The sequence below is a fragment of the Microbacterium sp. 11MF genome, assembly GCF_000383475.1.
GTDB lineage: Bacteria > Actinomycetota > Actinomycetes > Actinomycetales > Microbacteriaceae > Microbacterium > Microbacterium aquilitoris.
In genome coordinates this window covers 321,535-334,066 of sequence record NZ_KB911461.1, presented here as the reverse complement: position 1 = coordinate 334,066, position 12,532 = coordinate 321,535, and the positions used below count along the sequence as shown (strand labels likewise).

General features: G+C 70.0%; 11 protein-coding genes. 1 reads left to right on the top strand and 10 read right to left on the bottom strand.

The features are described 5' to 3' along the window. Nucleotides 1-2: 2 nt before the first annotated feature. Nucleotides 3-563: an acyl-CoA thioesterase gene (locus H286_RS0113665; RefSeq protein WP_028497530.1), complete on the bottom strand. Its 561-nt coding sequence runs from the start codon at nt 561-563 to the stop codon at nt 3-5. A 132-nt stretch (nt 564-695) separates the two neighbouring features. Here H286_RS0113665 and H286_RS0113660 point away from each other — a divergent pair, with 132 nt between their 5' ends. Beyond that, nucleotides 696-1,205 (top strand): GNAT family N-acetyltransferase, encoded by a 510-nt coding sequence (locus H286_RS0113660; RefSeq protein ID WP_018187424.1) that lies wholly within the window; start codon nt 696-698, stop codon nt 1,203-1,205. 179 nt (nt 1,206-1,384) lie between these two features. On the opposite strand, the gene H286_RS0113655 is transcribed toward H286_RS0113660, so the two are convergent. The 9 genes from H286_RS0113655 to H286_RS0113615 form a co-directional block, all read right to left on the bottom strand. Next, entirely contained in the window at nt 1,385-3,079 is a 1,695-nt protein-coding gene (locus H286_RS0113655; RefSeq protein ID WP_020098613.1) for a cytochrome b/b6 domain-containing protein, read from the bottom strand. 6 nt (nt 3,080-3,085) lie between these two features. Then, nucleotides 3,086-4,075, bottom strand: coding sequence for an electron transfer flavoprotein subunit alpha/FixB family protein (locus tag H286_RS0113650; protein ID WP_020098612.1), 990 nt, complete (start codon nt 4,073-4,075; stop codon nt 3,086-3,088). An 18-nt stretch (nt 4,076-4,093) separates the two neighbouring features. After that, nucleotides 4,094-4,870 (bottom strand): electron transfer flavoprotein subunit beta/FixA family protein, encoded by a 777-nt coding sequence (locus H286_RS0113645; RefSeq protein WP_020098611.1) that lies wholly within the window; start codon nt 4,868-4,870, stop codon nt 4,094-4,096. A 78-nt stretch (nt 4,871-4,948) separates the two neighbouring features. Beyond that, nucleotides 4,949-5,353, bottom strand: coding sequence for a RidA family protein (locus tag H286_RS0113640; protein WP_020098610.1), 405 nt, complete (start codon nt 5,351-5,353; stop codon nt 4,949-4,951). After that, the gene (locus H286_RS0113635; protein ID WP_020098609.1) at nt 5,350-6,126 is read right to left on the bottom strand and encodes an enoyl-CoA hydratase-related protein; all 777 of its coding nucleotides are present in this window, start codon (nt 6,124-6,126) and stop codon (nt 5,350-5,352) included. The genes H286_RS0113640 and H286_RS0113635 overlap by 4 nt, the downstream gene beginning before the upstream one ends. A gap of 29 nt (nt 6,127-6,155) precedes the next feature. Next, nucleotides 6,156-7,352, bottom strand: coding sequence for a thiolase family protein (locus H286_RS0113630; protein ID WP_020098608.1), 1,197 nt, complete (start codon nt 7,350-7,352; stop codon nt 6,156-6,158). A 91-nt stretch (nt 7,353-7,443) separates the two neighbouring features. Beyond that, on the bottom strand, nt 7,444-9,285 hold the full coding sequence (locus tag H286_RS0113625; protein WP_231370971.1) for a hypothetical protein: 1,842 nt from the start codon (nt 9,283-9,285) through the stop codon (nt 7,444-7,446). A gap of 105 nt (nt 9,286-9,390) precedes the next feature. Continuing rightward, nucleotides 9,391-11,223: a hypothetical protein gene (locus H286_RS0113620; RefSeq protein WP_051090686.1), complete on the bottom strand. Its 1,833-nt coding sequence runs from the start codon at nt 11,221-11,223 to the stop codon at nt 9,391-9,393. A gap of 99 nt (nt 11,224-11,322) precedes the next feature. Then, nucleotides 11,323-12,513 carry a bifunctional 2-methylcitrate synthase/citrate synthase gene (locus tag H286_RS0113615; protein ID WP_020098605.1) on the bottom strand — a complete coding sequence of 397 codons (1,191 nt, stop codon included), beginning with the start codon at nt 12,511-12,513 and terminating at the stop codon, nt 11,323-11,325. Nucleotides 12,514-12,532: the final 19 nt, after the last annotated feature.

The following is a 12,532-nucleotide window of genomic DNA, read 5'->3' as shown; positions in this document are numbered from 1 at the left end:
CGCTAGGGCCAGATACTGGGCGCTTCCGCACGGGTCGAGGGCAGAGCGGATGCCGCGGCCCAGTCCTGGATCCACTGCGGGATCGGAGCCAGGGTGTCGGGGCGGTGCAGGGCGTCGAAGAGCTCCTCGAGGGGCACGATCCCGCCCGTGCGGCGGAGGAACCGGACCCGCAGGATCATCTCGGCGTAGACCTCTCCCTTCACCACGGCACGGTGCATCTGGAAGACGGCCTTGTCGTCGTGGCCGATGATGCGGCTCTCGACGGTGAACCGCTGCCACAGCTGGAGGGACTTCCGGAAGGTGACGGTCTCGCTCGCGACCACGCCGTACCAGCCGCGCTCATTCATCGTCTGCCAGATGCCGGTGCGGGTCAGCAGGTCGAACCGGCCGAGATCGAACAGCGACGCGTACCGGCCGTTGTTCATGTGGCCGAGCAGGTCGATGTCGGTCGGCAGGGTCCGGAGCCGGATGCGACCGACGGCATCGGGCGGGATCGGTCCGCGGCGGCGGTACATCACCCGCGCGCGCATCAGGGTCAACAGGGTCCGCCACCATACGTTCACGAGCGGTGAGCCTAGCCATGTACACGCGCACAGTGCGGCATCCGTTGTCGCTTGTCGACAGTGCCGGCGCGGCCCGTGCAGGCCCGCCACTGTCGATTTCACGATCCGACGGGCCGTGCGTAGAGTCTGGCCATGGAGCCCGAACTGCAGACCGACACCGTCGTCCGTCCCGTTCGCGACGTGGATGCGGAAGCCCTCGGCCGTGTGCACGCGACGTGCTGGCACGAGACCTACGACCACCTCATCAGCAAGGCCGCCCTCGAGAACGTGTCGGCCCGCCGACTCGCCGAGCTGTGGACCCACTGGGCTCAGCAGGGCCCCGATTTCCGCATGGTCGCCGCCCTCGTGAACGGCGAGATCGTGGGCTTCGCCGGGTCCGGCCCCGCCCGCGACCGCGACGCACCGCGCAACCGCGAGCTGTACTTCATCTACCTCCTCGACGCGTGGCACGGCACCGGCATCGGCCAGCGCCTGTTCGACGCCGTCGTGCCCGAGGACGACACCGACCTGTACCTCTGGGTCGCCGAGGACAACCCCCGCGCGCACCGGTTCTACACGCGCAACGGGTTCACGCTCGACGGGGCGAACCACACCGAACCCTTCCTCGGCGAGACGCTGACGGAAGTCCGCTTCGTGCGCTGACGCACGAGCGCGAGACTCGACGGCGCGGCATCCCGTTTCGGATGCCGCGCCGTCGGACTTTGCACCGGTGAGGCGACGGATGCACGACCGGTGGGGCGGATGCCGCCTGCGCGGCGCGCGGCGGTGACACCCGCACCGCCGGTCGTGCATGTGTCCCCCGACGCGCGCGCCGGGCTGCGTCAGCGGCTCTTGACCTCGCCGAACAGGCGGGCGATCGGGGCGACGACGAGCGGACGCATCGCGACGTAGGCCGCGACGGTGACCGCGATCGAGAGCGCGAAGAGCCAGAAGCCGGTCCAATTGTCGGCGTACGCCTCGGGGTCAGTCGAACCGGTCGCCGCGTACATGTGGCCGAGGTTCCGGAGGGCCCCGGTCGACAGGACGAGAGCGACGTGGACGACGATGAACAGGACGAAGTAGAGCATCGTCGGGAAGTGGATCTTGCGCGCCCATTCGACGGGGTAGATCCGGTTCAGCGTCGTCGCCTGCTTCGGCCACACCGCACTCATGCGATAGCCGGTGATCGCGGCGAGGGGGGCGGCGATGAAGATGGTGGCGAAGTAGGCGAGCTGCTGGAGCGCGTTGTAGTTCACCCAGCCGTTCTCGGTCGGCCAGTCCAGTGAGACGTACTGAAGAGCCGCCGACACCGCGTTGGGGAACACCTCCCACGAGGTCGGGATCACCCGCATCCATTGGCCGGTCACGAACAGCAGCACGACGAAGATCACACCGTTGGCGAGCCACAGGACGTCGAGGGCCTGGTGCAGCCAGAGCGTCAGGCTCATGCGACGCTTGCGGTCCTTCTTCGAGATCCAGAAGGCCGCGGGGCGCTTCTCGGACCTGACCTGCAGTCCGGTGCGGATGATCAGCACGATGAAGAACGCGTTGAGGAAGTGCGACCAGTTGAGCCACACGGGGAACCCGACGGGCGCCCCCTCGGGCAGGTGGTACTCGCCCGGGTAGGTCGTGAGGAAGTCCTGCAGCGGTTCGAGACTGAGGATCCACCGGACGGCGAGGACCGCCATCGCCGCGACGTAGAGGACCGCCGCGCCGCCGAGGACGACCACGCCGGCCCACTGCACCTTCGTGAACGGGCCGATGCGCGCGGGGTCCGGCTTCGCGGCCGGCCGCCGGGCGACGCCGGCGTGCGCGAGCGGCCGTTCGGCGAGCGGTGCGCGCGGCGTGGCCGGCGCGGCGGGCGCGGCGGCCGGGGCGGCGGGCGCGGCGGGCTTGGGCTCCGAGGACGCCGAGACTGCATCCGCGCTCCGAGACTGCGGCGCGAGACCGCTGTCTGGGCCCCCACGTGCAGTCTCGCGAGACGGGGGCGTGGCGCGCGGGGCGGGCGTAGTCTCGGCGGGTGGCCAGGCGTCTCCGCCGGCGGCGCGCGGGAGGCCGCGGCGGACCGCGCCGGAGCCTGCGTCGTCCGCCGAGGCCGCGGCTGCGGAGGCCGCAACGGTGGAGGCTGCGACTGTGGAGGCCACGGGGGTGGATGCCGCGGGCTCAGCCGCGTCGACGAGGACCGGGTCCGCTCCGTGGCCATCAGCCTCGCGAGGCGCGTTCTCGACGGCGGGGACGGCCGGGGGCGCGGCATCCGGCGCCGTCGACGCCGCGGGCGGCCAGGCCTCGCCACCCGGCGTGCGCGGGAGTCCCCGGCGCGTCGCAGCACCTCGAGCCGACGCGTTCTGCATCGATGCGGTACCGGTGGGGGCAGTTTCCGTCGGCTGGACGGAAACGGGCGGGTCGACGGTCGCGGGCGGGTCGACGGGCGTCGGTGCTACCGCCGCCGGCGCAGGGGCCGCCCCGGCGGGCGGCCAGGGGTCGCCGCCGGAGGCGCGCGGGAGTCCGCGGCGCACGGAACGCGCGTATGTCGCCATCCGCTCCTACTTCTTTCCCGCCTCGAGCGCCGCGATCAGCTGCGGCACGACGGTGAACAGGTCTCCGACGACACCGAAATCGGCGATGTCGAAGATCGGTGCCTCTCCATCTTTGTTCACGGCGACGATGGTTTTCGCCGTCTGCATGCCCGCCTTGTGCTGGATGGCGCCCGAGATGCCGAGTGCGACATACAACTGCGGTGACACCGAGACACCGGTCTGGCCGACCTGGTACGAGTAGGGGACGTAACCGGCATCCACTGCAGCGCGGGAGGCTCCGACGGCCGCGCCCAGAGCATCGGCGAGCTGCTCGACGAGGGAGAACTGGTCGGCCGAGCCGAGCCCGCGCCCGCCCGACACGACCTTCGCCGCGCCGCGGAGTTCCGGGCGGCTCGAGGCGGCGACCGCCTCGTCGAAGCCCGTGACGGTGGCGGCGGGCGCTCCGGATGCCTCGACCTGCAGCCCGACGATCGTCGGCGCGTCGACGGCCTCGGCCCGCGCATCGATCGACCCCTGCCGGACCGTGACCACGAGCGGTCCGTACGTCGCCCCCGCGATGACGTTGTAGGCGCCGCCGTAGACGGAGTGTTGCGCGAGCACGCCGTCGTCGTCGCGCGAGACGCCCACGGCGTCGACGCAGAGGGCCGCAGAGGTCCGGGCAGCGAACCGTCCCGCGACGTCCCGGCCTTCGATGGAGTTCGAGATCAGGACGGCGTCCGGCTTGACGAGAGCGGATGCCGCGGCCACCGCGTCGACGATCGGTACCGTGAGCGCTGAGTCGGCGCCGCCGAGCCCGGCGGTCAGGACGGTCGACGCGCCGAGGGATCCGGCCGCGGCGGCGAGGTCGGCGTGCCGGGACCTGTCGGCCACGAGGAGGACGACGGGGGTGCCGATCGAGGCGGCGGCGCCGATGAGACCGGCGGCGGAAGCGGCCAGCTCCCCGCCGGGGGTCACGTCGAGCCAGACGAGGACGGCGTCAGGGGCGAAGTCGGTCACGATGTTCTCCTCGGTCTCTCACGCCAGCCGGTTCTCGAGCAGGAAGGCTGCGAGCTTCTCGCCGGCATCCCCCTCGTCGACGATCTTCGTCCCCGCCTGCCGCGGCGGCTTCTGCGCGACCGCGGTCATGATCGACTGCGGGGCGGATGCCGGGTCGACGTCGACGTCGAGATCGGCGAGCGACAGCACCTCGAACGGCTTCTTCTTCGCCGCCATGATGCCCTTGAAGTTGGCGAAGCGAGCGTCGGGCAGCGCCTCGGTGATCGAGATGACGGCGGGCAGCGTCGCGGTGACCGACGCGGTGCCGAAGTCCGTCGCGCGCGTGCCGCTGACGGCATCCGTCGTGATCTCGACGGCGGACAGAGCGGTGGCCTGCGGGACGCCGAGGTGCTCGGCGAGCATCGCGGGGAGCACGCCGCCGGCGCCGTCGGTGGAGAGGTTGCCGGTGATGACGAGGTCGAAGCCGGTGCGGCGGAGAGCTGCGGCGAGGACGCGGGCCGTGACGCCGAGGTCGGCGCCGCGCAGCGCATCGTCGGTGACCTGGACGGCGGAGTGAGCCCCCATCGCGAGCCCCTTGCGGAGGGAGGCGGTCGCGGCATCCGATGCCATCGTCATGACGACGACCTCGGTGCCCTCGTTCGCCTCGGAGTACGTGAGGGCGGCTTCGAGAGCGCGCTCACCGATCTCATCGAGGACACGCTCGGATGCGTCACGCGCGGCGAGCCCCGTCTCGAGATCGAGCGTGCGGTCACCCCAGGTGTCCGGCACTTCTTTCAGCAGGACGACGATCTTCATTGACTCCTCCTCGGTATCGCCTCAGAGTCTACGGTCGGGCGCGAGGCTCCCGGTCGGGCCGCGACGGCGGCGGGCAGCTCAACCACCACGGACCGCCGCGACGGCCTCGATCTCGACCAGCTGATCCTCGTACCCCAGCGCTGCCACGCCCATCAGAGTGCTGGGCACGTCATGCTCACCGAAGGCCTCACGCACCACGTTCCACGCCGCCACCAGGTCGTGCCGGTCCGATGAAGCCACCAGAACCCGCGTCGACGCGACATCGGAGAGGGTCGCACCAGCGGCATCCAGCGCGACGAGCATCGTCTCGACGCAGCGCTGAGCCTGACCCGCCACATCACCGACAGCGACCGTCGAGCCGTCGTCGGCAAGCGGGCACGCACCCGCGAGGAAAATCAGCTCGGCCCCTGCTTCGACGTGCGCCGCATACGCATACGGCGCTGCCGCAAGACCCTCGGAGCGCACAAGGCGGACGGCGCTCATCGGTGCCGGAACTCCGGTGCGCGCTTCTCGCGGAAGGCGGCCATGCCTTCCTTCTGGTCCGCGGTGTCGAACAGCCCGGCGAACGCCTGCCGCTCGAACCGCAGCCCCTCCGCCAGTGTCGATTCCACGGCGACGTCGAGCGCCGCCGTCGCCGCGTACAGCGCGGGCAGCGGCTTCGACGCGATGGTCTCCGCCGTGCGCTGCGCATCGTCCCGAAGCTCCGCCGCCGGCACGACGCGCGAGACGAGGCCCGACCGCTCCGCCTCGTCCGCCGTCAGCTGCCGCCCCGTCAGCACGAGTTCCGCTGCCTTGAACGACCCGATCGCCCGCACGAGCCGCTGGGTCCCGCCGAGCCCCGGGATGACCCCGAGACTGATCTCCGGCTGCCCGAACCGAGCCGAGTCGGCCGCGAGGATGATGTCGCACATCATCGCGAGCTCGCACCCGCCGCCGAGCGCATAGCCCGCCACCGCGGCGATGGTCGGCGTCCGCACCGCTGCGAACCGCGACCACTGGCCGAAGTGGTTCGCGAGCAGCATCTCGCTGCCGCTGAGCGCCTCCATCTCCTTGATGTCCGCGCCGGCTGCGAACGCCCGCTCGCTGCCGGTGACGACGATGGCGCCGATCCCGGCGTCGGCGTCGAAGGCCTCCGCGGCATCCACGACATCGTGCATGACCTGCGCATTGAGGGCGTTCAGCGCCTCGGGTCGGTTGAGGGTGATCCACCCGACGCGTCCGCGCGTCTCGGTGAGGATGGTCGCGTAATCCGTCATCCCTTCATGCTTGCAGACGGATGCCTCGGTCAGGCGTCCCAGCGTCGCAACAGCGCAGCGAGCGCCTGGCCGCCGCCGATGCACATCGTGACGATGGCGAACTCTCCGCCCGTCCGCTGCAGGGTCAGCGCCGCACGGACGGTCAGGATCGTGCCGGTCGCGCCGACGGGGTGGCCCAGCGCGATCGCCCCGCCGTAGGGGTTCGTCCGCTCCGGGTCGAGCCCCGTGTCGCGCATGACCGCGATCACCTGCGACGCGAACGCCTCGTTGAGTTCCACGGTCGCGACGTCTGCAGGGCTCAGCCCCGTCTGGGCGAAGAGCTTCCGCAGCGCGATCGTCGGCGCGTACCCCATGATCGCCGGGTCGAGCGCCGCGGTCGTGACGGCCTCGATGGTCGCGAGCGCGGGGAGTCCCTCGGCGCGCACGTCCGACTCCCGCATCAGCACCGTCGCGGCGGCGCCGTCGTTGATCCCCGAGGCGTTCCCCGCGGTGACGGTGCCGTCCGGGGTGAACGCCGGACGCAGCCGGGCGAGCGCCTCGAGCGTCGTGTCGGGACGCGGGTGCTCATCCCGTGTCACCTCTACGGGCCGTCGATCGGTGGTCGTCGTGGCGACGATCTCTTCGGCGAAGGCGGCGCGGGCGGCATCCGTCGATGCGCGGCGCTGGGACTCGAGGGCGTACGCGTCCTGCTCGGCGCGCGTCACCCCGAAGCGCTCGGCCACGGTCTCGGCGGTCGTACCCATGTGCCGCCCGCTGAACGGATCGGTGAGCATCGCGAGGGTGCCGTCGAGCAGCCGGCGGTGTCCGAGCGTCGCTCCCGCGCGGGCGTCCATGTCGTAGAACGGCATCCGCGTCATGTTCTCGGCGCCGCCGGCGACGGCGACATCGATGCCGCCCCAGCGCAGCTCCTGCGCCGCCGACCAGATCGACTGCAGCCCCGACCCGCACAGCCGGTTCACCGTGAAGGCGGGAGTGTCGTCGGCGAGGCCTGCCGCGAGCGCGATGCGTCGAGCGATGTAGGCGTCGCCGGCGACCTGACCGATCGTGCCGATGACCACCTCGCCGACGCGGGACGGGTCGACCCTCGAGCGGTCGAGAGCGGCGGACACCGCCTGCGCGCCCAACTCGTGTGCGGGTGTCCCTCGGAAGGCGCCGTCGAAGCGGCCGACGGGAGTGCGCGCCCCGGCGACGATGACGATGCGCTCCGTGCTCGTGGTGTCCACCATGGCCTCATGCTCGCAGACCGTACCGACTCCGTACATACGACCGCGCCGCAGCCCGTGATGAGCTGCGGCGCGGTCGCCGGGATCGATGACGTCAGCGCGTGGCCGGGACCTCGAACCGGAGGAACACGGATGCCCCGTTGCCGATCAGCACCGTGGGTGCGACGATCGTGGCCTCGCCGGCCTTCCTCGGCCCCGCCGTCGACGTGTACCACATGTTTCGCGTGATGACATCGGAACGGTAGTTGTCGTCGAGCCCCGCGACGAACTGCGCGAAGGACCGCGGGTCCGGCCCTTCTCCACCGAACTCGTCGTCGGCGTCCGGGGCGGACAACTCGACCTGGTACGTGCTGCGCACATCCTTCGGCACGGTCACCGTGAACGGCGCGTACTCGGTCACCTTCTTGGCACCCGGAGCCGGCGCGAGCACCGTGCGGAACGAATACGACCCGCCACGAGCGGCCTTCAGGACACTGCCCGAATCCACCGTCACCCACTTGCCGCTCTTCAGCATCTGCACACCGCTGAAAGCCGCCGCCCGGTAATCCGCCTCGAAACGCGTCAGGACGTTCACCGACAGGATCCGTACATCCTCGAACGGGTTGCTCTGCAGCGCCGCCACGTCATTCGCGACACCATCACCCACGTAGTAGGGCAGTTCGGAGGGGCTCGCGTAGCGGTTCACGTTCTTCAGGGTCGCCGTCGCACCGTTGGCCCGCTGATACGTGATCGTCCACTCGACCCGCGCAGAGCCCTTCTGCACGTTGTCGAGCATCCGGACCGCCTCGTTGCCCATCTGCGCGTACGCGGCGCCGGGGATGAACCCCGGCTCGGACACCTTCGTGACCGTCGTGTTCTTCAGGGTGCCGTAGGCGCTGGTGGTCCGGATTTCGATCGTCGGAGCGGGTACGCCGAGCTTGCCGCGGATGCCGGCGGTCCGATCGTCGAGGAGCTTGCCCTTGACCCGGCCGATCGCGCTGACCATCTTGTACGAGCCGGCGGAGTCGGGGACGATGCGCGCCGCCGATGCGCCGTGGATGCTGGCGGAGAGAGCCGAGTTGCCGCTGCCGGGGTGGCCGTAGGCGAAGACCTCCGTGCCGCAGATGGCGGTCACGGTGCCGACGCTGGCCTCGGTGACGGCGCCGTAGCCGTACGACATCGCGATGTTGCCGCCGACGACGATCGGATAGTCGGCCGCGCGATTCTCGCCACCGGGCACGGCGAGGCCGCTCGCCGCCGCGCCGCGGAAGCCGGGGATGCGTTCACTGAGTCTGTCCGTGGCGTCGTCCAGGTCGCTCGCCGACGTCCCGATCGTCACTCGCACCGGCTCGATGCGGCGAAGCGTGCTGCTGCGACGAGCCGTCGACTTCTCGTCGGCCATCCGCTCGACGGTCTGCGTCTGCGACGGGCTGAGCGTCTTGGATGCCGGCAGCGCGCCGATCGCCTTCATGTACGCGGCCGGCGTCACCCCCGCGACGTTGTCGGGGAGCGAGCTGAAACCGTACGACACCGCGCCGAGCAGGGCGCCGTCCGCGTCGTAGACGGGCGAGCCGGATGCCCCGGCCCACACGCCCGCGGCGAGCGAACCCGACGTGCCGTTGACGATGTCGCCGTCGAGCTTGACGAGGAGCAGATCGCGCGGCTTGCCCGCGGCATCCGTCCCGAGCGCGTTGTCGAGCTTGCCGATGTACTCACCGGTGAAGGTCGTGGGCTTGGTTCCCTTGACGGTGGAGCGCCAGGTGACGGGCTCGCCCTCCTTCAGGCCGCTGATGGGCGAGATCGCCAGGCGCTGACCCGGCAGATCGCAGAAGAGGTTCGGGTCCGACGAGACGGCGTTCGCCGGCGCCGCCGTGAGTGACGCGATGAGGACGGTGGCGGCAGCGGTCGCCACGGCGACGCGCGCGACCCCCGATTTCCGCGCAGGACGGTATGACATGGTGCGTTCCCCCCAGGGTGACGTGTGCGCGCCGAGACCGAAGGTGCTCGGCCACTGGTCATGCAGATGTCCTGAATACCACGTGGGGCGTCCCGGTGGGGAAAATCAGCGTGCCGCGGGGACCTCGAACCGCACGGACACGGATGCCCCGTTCGCGACCAGCACCGTGGGTGTCACGATCGTGGCCCCGCTCGCCTTCCGCGGGCCCGCCGTCGACGTGTAGGACACCTCCCGCGTGACGACATCGGAACGATGGTTGTCGTCGAGCCCCGCGACGAACTGCGCGAAGGTCCGCGGCGCGGGCCCTTCTCCCCCGAACTCGTCATCGGCATCCGGAGCGAACAGCTCGACCTGGTACGTGCTGCGCACATCCCTCGGCACCGTCAGCGTAAACGGCGCGTACTCCGTCACCTTCTCCGCTCCCGGGGCAGGGCTGAGCACCGCGCGGAACGAATACGACCCGCCGCGAGCGACTTTGGTGACACTGCCCGAGTCCACCGTCACCCATTTACCGCCCTTGAGCATCTGCACACCGCCCACCTTCGCGATCCGGTGGTCCGACTCGAAACGCGTCAAGACATGGACTGACTGAATCCGGACCTCCTCGAAAGAGTTGCTCTGCAAGGCAGCCACGTCGTTGGCGACGCCCTCACCGACGACGTACGGCAGATCCGTCTTGCTCGAATACCGATTGGCGTTCTTCAGGATCGCTGTACTTCCGTCGGCACGCTGGTAGGTGATTCTCCATTCCACCCGGGCAGAACCCTCTTGCGCGTTGTCGAGCATGCGGACGACCTCGTTCCCGAGCTGCGTGTACGCCGCGCTCGCGACGAATTGCTGCTCCGAGACATTCGTGGTCATGGCGTTCTTCACATCCCCATACGCGCTGGTCGTGCGAACTTCGATCGTCGGGCGGATGATCCCCAACTTCGCGCGGACGCCGACGGTCCGATCCTCGACGAGCTTGCCCTTCGGTTTGCCGATCGCACTGATCAGCTTGTAGGAGCCCTCCGGATCCGGAACAATCCGCGCGGTCAGTGCGCCGTGGATGTTGGCGGACAGCTTCGAGTTGCCGCTGCTCGGATGACCGAAAGCGAAGACCTCCGTGCCGCAGACAGCGGTCACGGTGCCGACGCTGGCCTCGGTGACCGCGCCGTACCCATACGACACCGCGATGTTGCCGCCCGCGAGGATCGGATAATCGCGTGCACGATACTCCCCGCCGGGGACCGCGCGCCCGGTCGCGGCAACGCCCCGGAATCCGTCGATGCGATCGCCCAGCCGGGTTGTCGTCTCATCGATGTCGGACGCCGAGGAGCCGATCGTCACTCGGACCGGGTCGATGCGCTTGAGGGTGGCACTGCGCGCGGTCGACGGCTCGTTCACCATGTCCTCAACGCTCTCGGTCTGCGAGCGGCCGAGGGTCTTGGACGCCGGCAGGACGCCGAGCGACTTGATGTACGCGGCGGGAGTGACGCCGACCACGTTGTTCGGCAGCGAACTGAATCCGTAGGAGATCGCTCCGATGAGTCTCTGCCGGTCGTCGTAGACGGGTGAGCCGGACATCCCGGCCCATACTCCTGTGTCGAGTTCGCCCGGCTCGCCGTTGATGCCATCGAGCCTCACCAGCAGCAGGTCCCGCGGCTGGCCCGCGGTGTCCGCCCCCAGCGCGTTGTACAGCTTGCCGACGTATTCACCCGAGAGGGTGCTGGCGTACTCGCCCGTCAGGCTCGTCTTCCACCAGATCCGCTGGCCCGCCTTGAGGAGATTCATCGGCGAGATCGCGAGTTTCTGCCCGGGCAGATCGCAGAACAGGCGCGGATTCTCCGAGACGGCACTCGACGGCGCCGCGGTCAGCGCGCCGAGGACGACGGCCCCGGCCAGCATGGCGACAACGGCGTGGACTCTCGCCCACCTCCGCACAGGACGATATGACATGAGAACCACCCCAGGATCTCCCGGCGCGTCACAGATGAGCCCTGCTCCATCGCCAGGACCTCCTGGATACCACGCCCACGCGTCCGCGTGGGGAAAACATCAGCCAGCGGCTTCCTCCGGCCGCTCGAGAGCCTCGACCTCGGCGGCATCCGGGACGTAGCCCTCGATGTGCCGCTCGTCCGAACCGCTGTACGCCGCCAGGGGTCGGATGAGGGCGTTGGATGCCTGCTGTTCCATGATGTGCGCCGTCCACCCGGTGATGCGGGCGGCGATGAACAGCGGCGTGAACGTCAGCGTGTCGAAGCCCATGAGGCTGTACGCCGGGCCCGACGGGTAGTCGAGGTTGGGGTAGATGCCCTTGCGCGAGACGAACTCGGACTCGAGCGTCTCGTACAACTCGGCGACGTCGGGCCGGTCGTAGTGCTCGACGAGCGTGTCGAGCGCGGCCTTCATCGTCGGCACGCGCGAGTCGCCGCGCTTGTAGACCCGGTGGCCGAAGCCCATGATCTTGCGCTTGGCGGCGAGGGCCTCGTCGAGCCACGGCACGACGGCGTCGGCCGAGCCGATCTCGTCGAAGATGTGCATGACGGCCTCGTTCGCGCCGCCGTGGAGCGGTCCCTTCAGCGCGCCGATCGCACCGACCACCGACGAGTACAGGTCGCTCAGCGTCGACGCGATCACGCGGGCTGTGAACGTCGACGCGTTGAACGAGTGCTCGGCGTAGAGGACCATCGAGCGGTTGAACGCGTCGATGACGGCCTCGTCGGGCTCCTCGCCGAAGGTCATCCAGAGGAAGTTCGCGGCGTACCCGAGGTCCTCACGCGGCTCGACGATCTCCTGCCCCCGGCGGCGGCGCTGACCGTACGCGACGACGGCGGGGAGGATCGCGAACAGGCGGATGCTGCGGTCCAGGTTCTCCGCCGGCGTCCCCGCGGCATCCAGCACGTTCGCGATGCCCGCGGTCTCGAACGCGCCGAGCAGGCTGACGACCGTCCGCGCCTCGTCCATCGGGTGCGCCGAGGTCGGCATCGCGTCGATGAAGGAGCGGATGTCGGCGGGCATCGCCCGGTTCGCCCGCTCGACCGCCTGCAGTTCGGCGAGCTGGTCGCCGGTCGGCAGTTCGCCGTGCCACAGCAGGTAGGCGACCGCCTCGAACGGCTGGGTCGCCGCCAGCTCCTGGACCGGGTACCCGCGGTACAGCAGGGAGTTCGTCTCGGGGTTGACCTTGCTGATCGCCGTCGTGTCGGCGTAGACGCCGGCGAGGCCCTTCTTGATGTCGGGGTCGCTCATGTTCGCTCCTGTTCGTCGA